At 41.4% G+C, this 17277-nt stretch carries 14 protein-coding genes and 1 tRNA gene; 9 read left to right on the forward strand and 6 right to left on the reverse strand.

Annotated elements, in window-relative coordinates:
- Positions 1-112: 112 nt before the first annotated feature.
- The gene (locus BLU80_RS00520; RefSeq protein WP_170831090.1) at positions 113-2083 is read right to left on the reverse strand and encodes a M1 family metallopeptidase; all 1971 of its coding nucleotides are present in this window, start codon (positions 2081-2083) and stop codon (positions 113-115) included.
- Positions 2084-2321: 238 nt separating this feature from the next.
- On the opposite strand from BLU80_RS00520, the gene BLU80_RS00525 reads away from it, so the two are divergent.
- From BLU80_RS00525 to BLU80_RS00560, 8 genes are all read left to right on the forward strand, one after another.
- Positions 2322-3449 carry a glycosyltransferase gene (locus tag BLU80_RS00525; RefSeq protein ID WP_244518631.1) on the forward strand — a complete coding sequence of 376 codons (1128 nt, stop codon included), beginning with the start codon at positions 2322-2324 and terminating at the stop codon, positions 3447-3449.
- A gap of 61 nt (positions 3450-3510) precedes the next feature.
- Complete coding sequence (locus BLU80_RS00530) at positions 3511-4848, forward strand: sensor histidine kinase (RefSeq protein ID WP_091392078.1); 1338 nt, start codon at positions 3511-3513, stop codon at positions 4846-4848.
- A gap of 137 nt (positions 4849-4985) precedes the next feature.
- The gene (locus BLU80_RS00535) at positions 4986-7178 is read left to right on the forward strand and encodes a glutamine synthetase III family protein (protein ID WP_091392080.1); all 2193 of its coding nucleotides are present in this window, start codon (positions 4986-4988) and stop codon (positions 7176-7178) included.
- 148 nt (positions 7179-7326) lie between these two features.
- Positions 7327-8085, forward strand: coding sequence for a 16S rRNA (adenine(1518)-N(6)/adenine(1519)-N(6))-dimethyltransferase RsmA (gene rsmA / locus BLU80_RS00540; RefSeq protein ID WP_091392082.1), 759 nt, complete (start codon positions 7327-7329; stop codon positions 8083-8085).
- A 4-nt stretch (positions 8086-8089) separates the two neighbouring features.
- Positions 8090-9028 (forward strand): NAD(P)-dependent oxidoreductase, encoded by a 939-nt coding sequence (locus BLU80_RS00545; RefSeq protein ID WP_091392083.1) that lies wholly within the window; start codon positions 8090-8092, stop codon positions 9026-9028.
- Positions 9029-9150: 122 nt separating this feature from the next.
- Complete coding sequence (gene greA, locus BLU80_RS00550; protein ID WP_091392085.1) at positions 9151-9624, forward strand: transcription elongation factor GreA; 474 nt, start codon at positions 9151-9153, stop codon at positions 9622-9624.
- Between the two features lie 95 nt (positions 9625-9719).
- A tRNA-Pro gene (locus BLU80_RS00555) sits at positions 9720-9796 on the forward strand.
- Positions 9797-9914: 118 nt separating this feature from the next.
- Entirely contained in the window at positions 9915-11147 is a 1233-nt protein-coding gene (locus BLU80_RS00560) for an ISL3 family transposase (protein WP_091392087.1), read from the forward strand.
- Between the two features lie 561 nt (positions 11148-11708).
- Here BLU80_RS00560 and BLU80_RS00565 read toward each other — a convergent pair.
- The 3 genes from BLU80_RS00565 to BLU80_RS00575 form a co-directional block, all read right to left on the reverse strand.
- Positions 11709-12716, reverse strand: coding sequence for a type II TA system antitoxin MqsA family protein (locus BLU80_RS00565; protein ID WP_211481696.1), 1008 nt, complete (start codon positions 12714-12716; stop codon positions 11709-11711).
- A complete protein-coding gene (locus BLU80_RS00570; protein WP_091392088.1) occupies positions 12713-13069 on the reverse strand; it encodes a toxin in 357 nt (118 codons plus the stop codon). Before BLU80_RS00570 ends, BLU80_RS00565 begins: the two co-directional genes overlap by 4 nt.
- Positions 13070-14184: 1115 nt before the next feature.
- The gene (locus tag BLU80_RS00575; RefSeq protein ID WP_091392090.1) at positions 14185-14628 is read right to left on the reverse strand and encodes an AlbA family DNA-binding domain-containing protein; all 444 of its coding nucleotides are present in this window, start codon (positions 14626-14628) and stop codon (positions 14185-14187) included.
- Between the two features lie 532 nt (positions 14629-15160).
- On the opposite strand from BLU80_RS00575, the gene BLU80_RS00580 reads away from it, so the two are divergent.
- Entirely contained in the window at positions 15161-15958 is a 798-nt protein-coding gene (locus tag BLU80_RS00580) for a methyltransferase domain-containing protein (RefSeq protein ID WP_091392092.1), read from the forward strand.
- 170 nt (positions 15959-16128) lie between these two features.
- Here BLU80_RS00580 and BLU80_RS00585 read toward each other — a convergent pair whose 3' ends face one another.
- Both BLU80_RS00585 and BLU80_RS00590 read right to left on the reverse strand, forming a co-directional pair.
- Positions 16129-16698 carry a hypothetical protein gene (locus BLU80_RS00585; protein ID WP_091392094.1) on the reverse strand — a complete coding sequence of 190 codons (570 nt, stop codon included), beginning with the start codon at positions 16696-16698 and terminating at the stop codon, positions 16129-16131.
- 195 nt (positions 16699-16893) lie between these two features.
- Positions 16894-17208: a hypothetical protein gene (locus tag BLU80_RS00590; protein WP_091392095.1), complete on the reverse strand. Its 315-nt coding sequence runs from the start codon at positions 17206-17208 to the stop codon at positions 16894-16896.
- Positions 17209-17277: the final 69 nt, after the last annotated feature.

Below are 17277 nucleotides of genomic sequence, written 5' to 3' on the forward strand. Positions count from 1 at the left end.
TCAGCAGGTATATTCAGACCTGTACACTAAAAAAGGGAGTGGCAGTGCCGCTCCCTTTTTTAGTGTATAACCCATTGATATACTGGTAATATTACCGAATTGTCCTTTGTAATTATTTACTCCAGACATTGTTTTGCAGGTTTGCATCCGGCAGATCATGGTCCGGATCCAACTCTACCTTAGTAACCGGCGTTGTTGTATTTACTTTAAAGGTCCAGTCAGGGCCTCTTTGCCAGACTTCCACCGGCAACCTGAGGTTGGTCACCTGTCCATTTTGTTCGGTTACCCGGACAATAACCGGCATGGCCATTCTTTGTTTATTCACCAGGGAGATCAAACAACCCTCTGCCGGATTATCAGATACCTGTCTGACCTCGCTAATGGCCTGATCCAGTTGCCAGGTCTTATAAATCCACTCCTTCCAGAACCAGTTCAGATCTTCTCCCGCCGCATTATTCATAAACCTGAAAAAGTCTTCCGGCTGCGGATGCTTAAAGGCCCAGGTCTGCACGTACTGTTTAAAGGCATAATCAAAACGCTCAGGACCCAGTACGACATTTCTTAATATCTTAAGGCCGGCGGCTGTTTTAAAATAATATTCTCCGTAATTTCTGAGCCCCATATTCTCCGGAGCCGTAATCAGGGGGTCAGTGCTTGTTTTAAGCACACGGGACACCTGCATGATATCCCGGTTGGAGGTATCTCCATATTCTCCGCCATTAAACCAGTTGGAGGCAAAACTATTAATGAAGGTATTCATCCCCTCATCCATCCACATGAATCTTCTTTCATTGGTACCGACAATCATAGGAAACCAGTTATGCCCGATTTCATGGGTCACATCATGAAAGAGGTTGCCATCCTGTATGTTGTACATACAAAATACAATTCCCGGATATTCCATCCCCAGTGCCACGCCGGCAACAGCTGTCGCATTATCCCATGGAAATTCAAAATAATGCCTGGAATAAAATTCGATGCTTTGCTTCAGATACTGAGTAGCCCTGCCGTAACGATGAACACCGTTGCTTTCTACCGGATACACCGCATTTGCCAGTCCCTTTCTGCCGGAAGGATAATTTACCCTGGCAGCGTCCCATATAAAGGCATTGGAGGCAGCCCAGGCAATATCTCTGGAGTTTTTCATTTTGAAATGCCAGGTCAGATTGCCGCTGGTTTTAGGCCGGGCGTCCGCTTTGCCGATTTCCTGCTCGCTGACAATGGTGACGGTACTATCCGAGCCTGCCGCCTTTTTAAGGCGCTCCTGCTGGGTTTTGGTTAATACCTCTCCCGGATTTTGTAATATGCCGGAACCCGATACAATCATGGTGGCGGGCACCGTAACGTAATAATCAAAGTCTCCGTATTCCAGGTAAAACTCTCCGAGTCCCATATAAGGCAAAGTATTCCAGCCCTTGATATCGTCATAAACGCACATCCTGGGATACCATTGTGCCAGTTCATATACTACACCGTTTTTGGTGTACAGCCGTCCCATTCTGTCCGCTCCGTAGCGGGGTATGGAAAAGGAATATTTCACTTTTACGTCAATCTGATCACCCTTCGGCCGGATGGTTACGGGCAGCTGCAGCTGCATTCTGTCATCAGAGATGACTGGCTTAACGGGATAGGTCTTTCCTTTATAGGTAATTTCAACCTGCTCAATATTTTCCCCTCCTTTGGTATAGCCTTTTACATCAAAGCGGTCTCCGGAGACCGGTGTCGTGGCAGCCCCCCTGGAATTAGGGTGAAAGAGGTTCTGGTCAATCTGTAGCCAGAGATAACGTAAAGAATCAGGGCTGTTATTCAGGTAATGAATCGTTACCTCACCGGACAAGGTGGTATCCTGTTCATTAAGGGTGGCATGGATTTCATAATCCGCCCGGTTTTGCCAATAGGCCGGGCCGGGGACACCGCTGGCGCTGCGATACATATTACCTGAAGAAGTAAAGAAGCTCGGATCAAAGACCTCGTGTTGGTTGTAAACCGAGGCAGACTTCGTTTGCTCAGTTTGTCCTTGTCCCATAAAGGGAATAGCGGCCGAAGCGGCCATTAAAAATGCCAGCCGAAAAAAAACTTTCATTAATTAAAATTTAGAATTGCGTTATTACCTGCTTGCTATAAATATAGACTGCCGGTAAACCGGCAGCCATACAAAGCAACTTGCGTGAACGAATATACGACAATCGATGATTGTATGCATCAGGATTTTGAATAATCCGGCTGGCCAGCCGGTAATTATTTTTAAGGCCGGGATAATCCGGACCAATAATATCCTATGAAAAAGTCGCTAACATCAAAACTACGCTTATTTTTGTGCCATGATAATGTCGATGAGTCTGACGGGGTGGATCGTGCTGGGAATATTTGTAGTGGTAATCCTGATACAATTAGGATACTACTTATTGGTTTTCAGAAAATTAGCTTATTATACCCCCCGCCCTAAAAATAACAGTCAGGAATATGCCGTCTCGGCAATTATCTGTGCTAAAAACGAGGCAGAAAACCTGGCCATGCACCTTCCCGGTGTTTTGGTGCAGGATTATCAATCGACCCATGAGATTATTGTGGTCAATGACAACTCTACAGATGAGACCAAATATTTACTGGAAGAGTTCCAGAAACAATTTAAGGTATTAAATATCTTAACCCTGGTTCAGGAAGCTCAGGGAATTCCCGGTAAGAAATTCCCCTTATCGATGGGCATTAAGTCTGCCAAATACGAAGTGTTGCTCTTAACGGATGCGGACTGTGTGCCGGCTTCTGAGAAGTGGATGCAATTAATGCAAAGCGGATACGACAAAGGCATTGATATCGTTTTAGGATACGGGCCTTATATCAGAAAAAAAGGAATGCTCAATCAGCTCATCCGCTTTGAGACCTTCCATACCGCCTTGCAATACCTGAGTTTCGCACTGGCAGGCCAGCCATACATGGGCGTAGGCCGCAACCTGTCCTATAAAAGAGAGCTTTTTTTAAAAAATAAAGGTTTTGCGTCCATCAACCATATCCCGGGAGGAGACGATGACCTGTTTATCAGTAAGGTGGCAAGTAAAAGCAATACCGCCATTATGATTGACCAGGAGGCCCACACCCTCAGCGAACCACCGTTAACCTGGGGCGCCTGGATGAAGCAAAAAAACCGCCATTATACTACCGCCAAATACTATAAGCCGAAAATGAAATTTCTTTTAGGCCTGTATAGCGGATCCGGTTTTTTAGTGTATCCGGCCCTGGTGGCTGCGATGATCCTGTCCTGCTGGTGGCTCGCGCTTGGTATCTATGCCGTCCGGATGACGGTGCTGGCTATCATCTGGAAAAAAGCTATGAAGCAGTTAAATGAACAGGACCTTTGGTCAAAATTCTTTATTTTCGACTTATGGATGTTCCTTTATTACTTTATAATGGCGCCGGCTTTAATCAGAAAGCCGGAAAAGAAATGGAAATAGCTCCTCTTTAAAGCCTGCTGGTCCAGTAATCATCTGACTCCTTAAATGCAATATAAAATTCATGAAAAAAGCGATACCCGTCAGTTTAATACTTGTAGCTCTGTCCTTGGTGGGATTTGTATTCCTACAGGTAAACTGGGTGGTGAATATCGTTCAAACCCAGGAGCAGAAAATATCGTTCAGGGTATTCAAGGGTGCGCAGGACGCGGCCGATTCTCTGGGCAAATACTCTGCAGCCGCCATGCGGTTGCGCGACCAGAGCCTTACCTTTCCTTTTAACGGCAATGCCCTGCCCAGCATTAAGGTCAACCAGCGCTTCTCTGAATCAGAGGTGAATCAGATCATTCAAAAGGCACTGGCCCAAAACGAGGCAGACAAATATAAAATAGAATACGCCATTACCTATGGTCAGGGATCTTCCGGCATCCCGGAACAGATTACCCCTAATTTTGCAGCCCTGGCCCAGCAACTGGTAACCGATTCCGTATTAAGAGAAAATACACCCGCCCAGAGTTTTCCCATTGACGCCAGACAGGAAGACGGATATGTCACGGCCAACGAATTTCTGACGGTCTTCATTCCTGATCTGAACAGTCAGGCCTGGCAGTCCCTTACCTGGATTTTGTTTGGATCCGCCCTACTGACCTTAATTACCATATCTGCCTTTTATCTGACCGTACGCACCATGTTGCAGCAGCGAAAACTTAGTAAGATCAAAAGTGATTTTATTAATAACATGACCCATGAATTCAAGACGCCGCTGGCCACCATTTCACTGGCGGTAGATGCGCTGCAAAATGAAAAGGTCCAGGGCAATAAGGAAAAATCAGGGTATTTCAGCGGTATTATCAAAGAAGAGAACCGCCGCATGAATAAACATGTAGAAACCATCCTGCAGGCAGCACTTATGGAAAAGCAGGAGTTGAACCTCAGAAAGGATGATTTACACGTCCATGACCTGATCAGGCATCTGGTAGATAATTTCACGTTACAATTATATGATAAGTCCGGCGAGGTGGTCATGCATTTAAATGCCAGCAACGATTTAATCAGAGGAGATGAAGTCCATATTAATAATCTACTGAACAACCTGATAGACAACGCTGTCAAATACTCCAAGTCAGATGTGCCGCCGCGGATTGTCATTACCACTACCAATTCTTCCAAAAACCTCATTATACAGGTAAAAGACAATGGCATAGGGATGTCTAAGGAGTCCGTGAAACGCGTTTTTGAGAAATTCTACCGGGCCCATACCGGTAATCTGCACAACGTAAAAGGTTTTGGTCTGGGTATGAGCTATGTAAAAGACATTATTGAAGGACATAACGGGAAGATCAAAGTGGATAGCACGCTGGGCAAAGGAACGACCTTTACGGTTGAGTTACCGCTCTCATAGAAAGGGAACTAAAAATAGCCTGTACAATATATAGCATTTTATTTTATGTAAGTTTTTTTTGACTAACGATTGTTATATCCAGTGGAATAGTTTTAATTTTGCGATATTAATTTATTTTTAATTCAAAAAATTAGTCAATGTCCCTGAGATTTAACGCTATTAGTGCTTTGACCAGCGATAACACTGCAAAGGCAGGTGTCGCGGATACAAAAGTTACCGCTATTTTTGGAGAAAATGTATTTACACTGGAAAAAGCCAGATCCTTTCTGAGCAACGAAGCTTATAAAAGTTTGCTTTCCAGTGTTCAAGGCGGAAAAAAAATCGACCGTAACCTGGCAGGTCAGATCGCTACCGGAATTCGTGCCTGGGCAGAAAGCAAAGGTGTAACTCACTATACACACTGGTTTCAACCATTAACCGGAACAACTGCAGAAAAGCATGATTCCTTCTTTACCTTAAAAGGCGATGGTACACCTATCGAAGAATTTGATGGCGGTACCCTGATTCAGCAAGAGCCTGATGCCTCTTCTTTCCCTAACGGAGGTATCCGTGCTACCTTTGAAGCCCGTGGTTATACCGCATGGGATCCTTCTTCTCCTGCATTTATCTATGAACTGAACGCAGGCAAGACCTTATGTATTCCAACCATATTCGTATCTTATACCGGAGAATCTCTGGACTATAAAGCCCCTTTATTAAAAGCAGTTGAAGCTGTTTCTAAAGCAGCTGTGGAAGTGGCTAATCTGTTTGATAAAAGCATCAGCAAAGTAACACCTACCCTGGGTTGGGAACAGGAATATTTTGTTATTGATGAAGCCCTGGCCAATGCCCGCCCTGACCTGATCCAGGCAGGCCGCACGGTATTTGGTGCTGCACCTGCTAAAGGCCAGCAGCTGGATGACCACTATTTTGGTTCTATACCTGAAAGAGTATACGCCTTTATGCGTGACTTTGAAAACGAATCTTACAAATTAGGTATTCCTTTAAGAACCAGACACAATGAAGTAGCGCCTGCTCAGTTCGAAGCGGCTCCTATCTTTGAAGAAATCAATATTGCCGTTGACCACAATATCCTGTTAATGGATGTAATGACCAGAGTGGCCAAAAGACATAAATTAAAGGTTTTACTACATGAAAAACCATTTGCCGGCATCAACGGTAGCGGTAAACATAACAACTGGAGTCTGGCAACCGATACCGGCATCAACCTGCTGGCACCCGGCAAGACCCCGAAAACCAACCTGTTATTCTTAACTTTCTTCATCAATATCATCAAGGCCGTTCATGACCATGCGGACATCCTGAGAGCGTCCATCGCCTCTGCCAGCAATGACCACCGTCTGGGCGCCAATGAAGCACCTCCGGCCATCATTTCCGTATTCGTAGGCGAATACCTGGCTCAGGTATTAAACGATCTGGAAAAACGCGTAGGTGAGAAGTTTGACGAACAGGATGAAGCCATCTTAAAACTGGATCTGCACAGATCTATTCCTGAACTGTTACTGGATAACACGGACAGAAACAGAACCTCTCCATTTGCCTTCACCGGTAATAAATTTGAATTCCGTGCAGTAGGCTCTTCTGCCAACTGCGCCAATGCAATGATTACCCTGAACACGATCATGGCCGACTCCCTGAAGAAATTCAAGGCGGAAGTTGATGAGCTGATCAAAGGTGGCAGCAAAAAAGAAATCGCTGTAATGCAGACCCTGCAGAAATACGTGGTTGAAAGCAAAAACGTACTCTTTGAAGGAGACGGATATAGCTTTGAGTGGGAAAAAGAAGCCGAAAAACGCGGCCTTCCGAATGTCAAAACCACTCCTTTGGCGCTCGATGCACTGTCTACAGACAAGGCTAAAGAACTGTTCGAATCTAACGGCATCTACACACACCGTGAATTAGAAGCCCGTCATGAAATCGAGCTGGAAAACTATCTGAAAAAAGTACAGATTGAAGGTCGTGTAATGGGAGACTTAGCCCTGAATCATATCATACCGGTAGCCGTTAATTATCAAAACACCCTGGCTCAGAACATCAAAAATCTGAAAGACCTGGGTCTGGAAGAAGCCAGCTACAGCGGCCAGCTGGAGTTACTGAACCGAGTTTCTACCCATATCAATGTGATCTACAAAAAGATCCATGAAATGACGGAAGCCCGCAAAGTAGCCAATAACATCGAAAACATCCGTACCAGAGCCATCGCTTACGACAGCCAGGTAAAAGCACAGTTCTTCGATGAGATCCGTTATCATGTTGACAAGTTAGAACACCTCGTTGACAATGAAAAATGGACCCTTCCTAAGTACAGAGAAATGCTGTTACTCAGATAATCAATTGTTTCTTAGCGTTAGATCCAACATACCAAGTAAATGCCGGCCGCTTAATTGCGTGTCGGCATTTATGCTTTTAAACCCGGCAGCTTCCTTCAAAACCTATTTTTATGGCTTAATTTGGCAGTCTATAGCTTAACTTTGCGGCATGCAAGATTATACCCTTAAAAAGTCGCTGGGCCAGCATTTTTTAAAGGATGAAAAAATCCTTGAAAAAATCATGCAGGCACTCAGCCAAACTTCCTTTACCAGACTGCTTGAAGTCGGGCCGGGCGGTGGCGCGCTGACAAAACATTTGTTGCAACTGCAGGGTATTGAATTTAAAGCGGTAGAGCTGGATGAGGAAAAAGTGGTATATCTGGAGAAAACCTATCCGGATATTCAGGGTAAGCTGATTCATCAAAGCATCCTGGAGACAGCCCCCCCTTTTGAAGCGCCCTTTACCGTTATCGGTAATTTTCCCTATAACATTTCTTCTCAGATCCTTTTTAAGGTCCTGGACTGGAAAGAGCTGGTACCTTCTGTATTTGGCATGTTCCAAAAAGAAGTAGCCCAAAGAATTGCTTCCAAAGAAGGCTCTAAAGACTACGGCATTTTAAGTGTGCTCATCCAGGCACATTATGAAGTCACCTATCTGTTTGATGTTCCTGCTTCGGCCTTTAATCCGCCACCTAAAGTTATCAGCGGTGTTATTGAACTAAAAAGAAGAGAAACGACTGAGGCCGTAGCCAGCGATAAAAAATTTAAGCTGCTGGTTAAAACAGCATTTAACCAGCGCCGCAAAATGCTGCGCAATGCAGTCAAGGGTTTGTTTGACCCGGAATACTTAAAAGACGAAATTTTTAATAAACGTGCAGAACAGCTCAGTGTGGCCGATTTTGCCCGACTTACTTTTAAAATGCAATAATAAAGTGACAAAAAAAGTACTGATTACCGCAAAAGCACATGATATCTTAAAACAAACCCTGGAGGCTGAAGGTTACCAGGTAGATTACCAGCCAGCGATTACCCCAACAGAACTGCTGGAAAAAATTCCAGAAATCGAAGGGCTGATTGTAACAACCCGTCTGAAAATAGACAAAACCGTCTTAGATGCGGCTCCGCAGCTTAAATGGATTGGCCGGCTGGGCAGCGGAATGGAACTCATCGATGTACCCTATGCCGAAGCCAGGGGGATTACCTGCGTCAGCAGTCCGGAAGGCAACAGAAATGCCGTTGCAGAACATAATCTGGGACTGCTGCTAAACCTGCTCAATAAAATCAGTAGCAGCTTTGAAGAAGTAAAGGCCCACAAATGGATCCGGGATGCCAACAGAGGAACGGAGCTTACCGGTAAAACGGTCGGGATTATCGGTTTTGGTAATACCGGTGGCGCATTTGCAAGGTTATTAGAACCCTTTAATGTAACGGTGCTGGCCCATGATAAATATAAAGAGGGATTTGCCGGCGGTTATATCCACGAAGCACAGCCGGAACAGATATTCAAATATGCTGATGTTGTCTGTATGCATATACCGCTTACAGAAGAAACATTTCATTATGCGAGTGACGCATTTTTTAATGCCATGCAGCATAAACCCATCTTTATTACGGCCTGCAGGGGAAAAGTTACAGATTTGGAGGCCCTGATCAGAGCACTGGATAGCGGTAAAATCTCTGCTGCTGGCGTGGATGTGCTGGAGAACGAAAAACTGGATTCTTATACCCAGAAAGAGTGGGATATCCTGGATAATCTGGCCGGCAGAAGCAATGTTATTTTAACGCCCCATATTGCCGGATATAGCCATGAAGCCTTTTATAAAATGAGCCAGGTTGTGCTAGAAAAGTTAGGATTTGGGTCGAAAAAATAGGGGTCTTATTGTATATTTCTTAACAAACAATACATTATCTTCGTAAAAATAATATTAATGTACAGCGCCGCAGCTTGGTTGCGGCGTTGTATTTTTTTTGTGCATAATCAAAAATATGTCCCATGAGTGAAGTAATGTATGTCTCAAAAGAGAGCTTCGAAAAAATGAAGCAAGAGCTCCACGAAATGCTAACGGTGCAGCGCCCCGCAGCCTCCCGCGCTATTGCTGAGGCCAGAGAAAAAGGGGACCTTCGGGAAAATGCAGAATATGATGCCGCCAAAGAAGCACAAGGCATCCTGGAAGCAAAAATTGCCAAGCTGGAGATTATGGTACACAGTGCCAGAATCGTGGATGAAAGCCAGATTGATACTAGCAAAGTCTCTGTTTTAACTAAAGTGACTTTTACCAATATGGCCACCAAGAAGAAGAGCACCTTCCAACTGGTTGCTGAAAAAGAGGCGAACCTGAAAGAAGGCAGATTATCCGTTTCCTCTCCAATCGGACAGGGATTACTGGGTAAAACCGTAGGAGAAATCGCAGAGGTTAGTGTTCCCAATGGCAAAATGAAGCTTAAGGTAAATGCAATTGCCTTATAAACAGCTGGTAATTGATTTATAAAAAAATAGAAAAGATTTGACAGTACTTAAGTTATTGTCAAATCTTTTTTTACATTTGCAACCTAACCGGAAAACGGGATGTAGCGCAGCCCGGTAGCGCACACGTCTGGGGGGCGTGGGGTCGCAGGTTCAAATCCTGTCATCCCGACCAAATCGATTAATAATAATTAATCGGCAAAGAACTGTTCGAAACATTTTGGACAGTTCTTTATTTTTTTGGCTCTATGATGATTAGTGTGGGTAAATGACAAATATGTTAGATTTGTGGCATGGATAGTAAAGATATATTTGCAATGGCCTTAAATCTTAGCTCCCCATGGGAGATAACAAAAATGGAACTTACTAAGCCTGATGGGCTAAAGAGAGGGCAGTTAGATATCTATATAGATTTTACTGCTGGATCTCAGTTTGTAGATGATAAGGGCAACTTTTGTGGCGTATATGATACTGAAGAAAGAAAATGGCAACATTTGAATTTTTTCGAGCATAATTGTTTTTTACATGCGCGTGTACCACGTATTAAGCAAAAGGATGGCAAAGTAAAAACAGTACAGGTGCCGTGGGCGCGTCCTGGAAGTGGATTTACGTTACTGTTTGAGGCATTTGCCATGCTTTTGATTGAATATGAGATGCCAGTCAATAAGGTAGGAAGTACCCTGCGCATTGAGCCACATAGAGTCTGGCGGGTTTTCAATCATTGGGTTGAAAAGGGAGTAGAAAAAGACACTTTATCGACAGTAAAAAATGTTGGCATTGATGATACATCCTCCAAAAAAGGCCACAATTACATTACCGTCAATGTAGACTTGGATACAAGACGGGTTATCCATGTATGTAAAGACCGGGGATCAGACGCCATTGCTGAACTGGCGGATGTTTTAAAGCTAAAAGGCGGTAGTCCAGTGGCGGTAGAAAAAGTGGCTATTGATATGTCACCTTCTTACGTCTCTGGTGTACAAACGAGCCTACCAAATGCATCGATTACCTTTGACCGTTTTCATGTAACAGCAAAGTTAAGTGAGGCAATGAATGAGGTCAGAAAACTGGAAAGTAAAGGTAACCAAATGCTAAAAGGGCATAAATATACAGTGCTTAAGAACTCTAAGAATCTAAGCAAGACCAAACAGCAAGAATTAGAGTTTCTATTAATGATGTACCCTAGGTTAGCAGAAGCCTATAGGCTTAAATTGATGTTTAATGATTTTTGGGAAATTACGGACACGCAGGAGGCATTGACATATTTGCACTTCTGGTGCGATATGGTTGACGATACAGATATATTCCCCTTTAAGCGCTTTGTAAAAACAGTTAAAGCCCACTGGAGTGGTATCATAAATTATGTCAAGTCCAGAATCAATAGTGGGGTTATGGAAGGCATTAATAACAAGATTCAATTAGCTAAAAGGAGAGCCAGAGGGTATCGAAATATCCGCAATTTTAAAAACATGATTTATTTTATTGCAGGTAAAATGAAATTCGATTACCCATACTATCCGTCATAGAACCATTTTTTTGGAGGATCTTCTAAAAACTGTAAGCCTGGATAAAGTTGTTAAAGTATTTTCTGCTTACCACCGGTATACAAATTACCCCCTGTAAATTCGGGCCATCTGCGGAACCTAACCTGGAAAGCTTCTGCCTTTTGTTTTTCGTTGGCCCCTCTTACAAAATGTGGATCATGTCAAAAAGTTGGGAAGATATTAAATAATAGTATTATATAATTAGGGGGTTTTATGAAAAAAACCTCGCGAGGGTTTGGGGAGCGCGAAGCCCCCATATATTTTAGTTATGCGGTTTGCGAAGTATACTATTGAACCATTTTTATATACACCCAGCGTGCTATGAATCATGGGATGTAAATTTGACAGTCCGGACAAAAAATAAAACTAACGTTTAAGTGGGAAAGTGCATGAGAACTGGGAAAGTACTATGAGAAATTACAAAATCCTCCTTTCTATCGTTTTCTTAGAAATATTTAGAAAATCTGCATTGTATGGAGCATGATTACCCAGATAAGCACTTATAACTTCATAAAGTTTATTTACTCCCTCATTTGGGCCGTTTTACATTTCATACTGTAAATGGAAAGCAAACTCATAACTAATTACCCTCTTTTCTTGTTCATTGCGCTTCCAGGCATCTTCTAGGTGGCTTATTTCAACAATATCACTGGTACTTGTAGATTTAAAAATCTCCACAACTTTGTCTAACGTTTCCAATTCCCATTCTGAAAATATTGTCTCATTAAAATCACGGTCCTTATTCATTATAAACCGTTCTCCAATGTATCCTTGAGGGAATTGGATATAAGCAATATCAATTTCTCCTTTGTCAACTAAATATTCATAAATGCTTTGAAAGTTATTTGGAACCGGTCCCATATTTATTGCTCTATACCTAACACCACTTATCGAGAAACAGCTCTGCTTAAACATCAAAAAATCCGCATAAAATAAAAGTTTGTTCATTTTTGTCTTAAAAGGTTCAAGCTTCTTTGCAAAATAAACAACCATTTCGGAAAACTTCTCAAAATCTGGATTTCTATATCCAGTGTATATGTCAGCCTGGTGGCTCCCTAATAAATATTCTTTTATGCTTAAATTGGTAATGTTTCGTTTTCTTTCTTCCAATAGAATTTGAGCTTTTTGAATATACCGTGTTTTTAATTTCTCGTCCAACGTTCCGCTCAATTCAACCATATCAATAAATTTCTTCGGATCGTCCACCAACTGAATTAATTTGGCATTTGAAACACTGGGCATTTCGCCGGCTTCATACTGTCTGTAAGTATTTATTCCAAACCCCAATATTTCAGACATCTTCGAAGCCGCTAGCCCGTATTTTTCACGAATTCGTATAATCTCGTCAGGAAACGGAATGTTGAATCTCTCGCGGTACTGATTATACACCTGATTCAGATTTAATTCATCTAATGCAGTGGTAGTAAACTGTTCTCCGCTATCCTCACATTTGTAAAAATGGAAAACAATATCAAAATTTTCTTTTCTGAATTCCATTGACCTTCTCTCAGTAGCCAACAGCATTTCTTTGTTTGTAAATGGACTTCTCATCTTGCGTATTTTAAAGGATAGTTCATCTTGTGCTCTGCCAAATGGAAAGAAATACAGATCACACCGCTATTTGTCCCACCGAGCGTTATTTTAATATAGATCTCTTTTTTTTTAATTGTTTTACCAAAAACCCACATTTCAGCGCCTCCATTAAGCTTTTCTTCGATCGGGCCTTCACTATAATCCATAAAATCAAGAGCCTCCAATACATTTTTTCTTTCTATTGGCCGAAGTTCCAGTTCAACTAGAGCTTTTGCATTTTTACCTCTATCATCACGAAAAAGAACATCCCAAATCTTCATCTTCTCTTTGAAGTCTTTCAAAAACAATACAATCTCGTTTTCTTTATCCATACTTTAGCTTTACCATTACCAGATACCCAACTTTAACGGCTCCCATATTAATATTTAATATCCTCCAACTGTACTGCAAAGATACTGAAATTTTCTACAAAACAACTATAACGTTGTAATAATTAAATTATAATTTCATTTTTTCAACTAATTAGTTTTTATCACTATAAACTGCGTATAAATTAGCAATACGTGTAAATTGGCGCTAATATAACTACAAGCTCAAACTGGCACTACAACTGTTTTAGTTTTGGTAAAAACCATCACTAACCCTCACTGGGGTTAAGCAAGTCTTTTCTTCTCAAGACCATAGACCTAGTTATCAAATTTGGTAGAACAAGTTCCGAACCGGCAAGCAGGCTGGGAAAATTCAAAAGTTAGAACATTCAAGGTAAGATCTAGCTCAAGTTTCTTATTCTTGCTTACCTGGCATTTGGCCAATAACCTCCCGTCCTCGTACTACCTTTAAATTCTATCAGGTCCTTTTCTCTGAGAATTCGAATCCACCTTTCTATTGTTTTTTTAGAAATATGTATAAAATCAGCATAATAGGGGCCTCGATTACCCGGATAAGCGATTATAACTTCATAAAGTTTATTTACTCCCTCACCTGGGCCTTTTACTCCCTCACCTGGGCCTTTTACTCCCTCACCTAGGCCTTTTACTCCCTCACCTAGGCCTTTTACTCCCTCATCTGGGCCTTTTACTCCCTCATTCCTAAAGTCTGGATGAATCTTTAAAATAACTTGAAAATAGCTCCGTTCTTCATCTAGTAGTAAATTCTGGTTCCGGTGTGTAAAATCTCATCAAATGGCAGTAAAATCGCAGGTGCTAGTAGCCCCCCTTTTTGGACATAAAACCTGTAACTGTGGCAGGACCGCAGTGATTCTCAAATTAATTGCTACCACTATTTTGCAATTTTAGTGTGCCAGTTTTTCTCATTTTATGTCGATCCATCATTGTTAAAAAAGAGTTCATTTATTATGAATAGCAACTATATTTTTAAAACATATAAATCTCCTCAATTCTGGTGATTTTTTCAAACGCAGTTAAGTAGGCTCTTTCTAACCGATACCACCCAGCTTTCCCCTCATTCTCAAGTGTGTGACAGCTAGTTAATTCTTACCTTTTGCCTTAATTTCCTCAGGCACTTCATAGGGCCTAGCATCTCCACTAAAAACCCAAATAACCAATACCTTTTTACCCATAACTTCCTCAATACTCAGCTTAGGGAAATAAACTGGCCTAATTAAATTATTATAACCTATCATTTCTCGTTGAATCCTATCAATTTCTTCATCACTTACACCAACAGGAGGCAGCACTGGCCGCCCATGATTTTCTTCAATCCCAATAATTATATATCCTCCGCCAATATCTTCAAAATCATTGGCAAACGCACAAATACTACGATAAATAGACCCGGGATTCCAACCTTTCTTATATTCAATTCGCTCATTTTCCACAATTCGTCCACGAATAAATTCTTCTATATTAATGGGTAAAGGCCATAACAAAATTTTGAAATTTCTGAATTCTAACTCAGATACAACAACCATTTATATATTTCAAACCACCTATAACTTGATAGTTTGTATCTACTATTCAATCATTTAATTTACAAATTAAAGAATTTTATCCTTCCAAATACAAAACCATGTACAACTTCAGAATCTTAGATTTCAAAATAGACATAAATTCGACCATTTAAAGTTAGTCCATTATTTGGGAGAATAGAAGCCGATCAATTTCATACAGAAAAAGCGCCGAAGATACCATTATAGCTTAGTTACTAAAATAGGCTGACACATCGTCAACCTATTCATAATCAAAAATTCACAGAATATATTTCAAGTCGAGCGGCACTTCTACAATTCCAGGACTGAAGGGAAACGGTTCATTTTTTAGCAAAAGCCAACACGATCTGTTATGACTAATAATATTGTTGTTTGGCGCAAGCGCAGAATAAAGCGTGAAATCCTATGATGAGAAATCTCTTGATCAATCCAATTCTTCAAAATAAAATCACATGTCCGCTTTCTTCAATATTTTCCAGCTCGATAAATTCTACAATTTATTTATATTGCATGTATGTCAAATGCAGAACAAAGAGCCAGTATGCCGGAAGGCACACAAGCTGTCCTTAACAGAAGGATCCTCGAAATCGATAATAGTAACCTTTTACATATTATTCAAAAGGGGCAACGGGTACTGGACGTAGGATGCGGTTCGGGAAGTATTACCTCTGGAATTGCAAATCTGGTAGGTCTTGATGGTTATATTGTCGGCATCGATACAAGCCCGCACCTCATTGAATTGGCGAAGCGGCAATACGAAAACATACCCAACCTTCATTTTCAATTAGCGGACCTTTATTGTTATACAAGCGATCAACTTTTCGATGTCGTTAGTTCTGCACGTGTGTTACAATGGCTGGCCTATCCACAAAAGGCCATTGCACAATTAGTTAAATTTATTAAGCCAAATGGCATGCTTAGCATATTGGATTACAATCACCAAAAAATTGAATGGTCTCCTTCACCTCCTCAAAGCTTGCTGAACTTCTATGACGCTTTTTTAAGATGGCGCGCCGATGCCGGCATGGACAATTGTATTGCAGACCAACTTTCAACAATCTTTAAAAACCACGGATTAAATAATATAACCGAGCAAGATCATTCCGAATTCACCCAACGCCAAGATGAGAACTTTGCAGAAAACACCAGCATTTGGATTAAAGTAGCAGAAACCAGAGGGCTGCAGATGGTGCAAGACGGCTATTTTCAAGAAGAAATGCGCAGACAAGCAATTGTGGATTATACCAGTTGGATTAAAAACGAAGGGATTTCCATGAAACTGTATTTACGGGCTGTAACTGGCCAGAAATAAAGGTTTTAATGACCTTATAAGTTCTGTTTGTAATTATACTGCCTCTTTGATTATTTGTCAAATGCAGGTTTCATTCTTTTAAAAGTGGTGAAAAGTATTCTACAGAACATTAGAACTGAGCTACCCGAAAGCTGCTCATATAGGCAAGACCGGTAAAACTTCTTAATCCTTTATAAACTTGATTCCTCCCATATAACCTCATTTGGCATATCATAAACATAATCCAAATGTGAGCAACGCTCATGCAGTTGCCGCAAAAATTGGTTGATAATGCCTGCTGATTCATTTTTATATTCCCGTTGTAGTTTGGTATTAAAGATTGTCACTGCTTTTTTAACCAGTAGATAGACCTGATAATCAAATTTTGTAAAACAAGTGCCAAACCGGCGGGCAGGTTGCGCAAAGGTAAAGGTTAGTACATCCGCAATGAGATCAAGTTCAAGTTTCTTATCCTTACAGACCTTACTAAACGCTACTACTTTTTTGTTACAGGCAATCAGCATTTCAGCCAGTCGCAATTCTTCAGAACGACCCCGATATTGCTTGTTCATTAATATGGCTAGATCTGACTTCGCTGCTTCAACCCTGATACGCCCTCCGTCGTCCTTATTGATAACATTGACCAACAAATAATCGTGAAACTCTTTATTTATAGATGCAGCCTTCAGCACCAGCTTTTCCAGTTCCATTTTACTTAGTTTCAAGACGGCTCTCTTTACTGAAGTCTCCACTGTTGCCATATGCTTGATTGTTTTTTAAAAAAAGTGACACAAGATTTATCCTTAATTAATTGCACTGCAGGTACAGTCAGGCATCGTATTAACGCACCGTTAGCCACTTGCCGGCCGCACGACACGGAAAGCCACAGCTAAACACTTATCCGATAGATGATCCCACCCTTATTACATCACCAACGACCCACAATACCGATTTCCTTAGCACTGCTCATAGGAACGTTCTTCCATAGGTATCAGCCGAACCTGCTCTATATTTACAAGAATTCTGCGCAAACATTGCTTAAAATCAGTCAGTCTGACCGGTCCATTAAAAAAGATATCCTCAGCTGCCCGCCTCAATTCTGTACATCCCAATAATTCCTTAATCAACGCCTCACTAAGCATCAAAAAGCCGTCATCATCTGAGCACTTTTCCGCCAGGAATCCAAACCGTAGGCCTAAATCATCATTAAAAATATCTGCTTCAACAATTACACCCTTATAGGTCTGTTCTGACAAGTCATCTGTGTCCATGATTGTACATTTAGGTTAAAATTTTGCCAGATTACTAGTCACTTCAATATTACAAAAAAATAATAAAAC

This window comes from Arachidicoccus rhizosphaerae, assembly GCF_900107765.1.
In the GTDB taxonomy this organism is placed as follows: domain Bacteria; phylum Bacteroidota; class Bacteroidia; order Chitinophagales; family Chitinophagaceae; genus Arachidicoccus; species Arachidicoccus rhizosphaerae.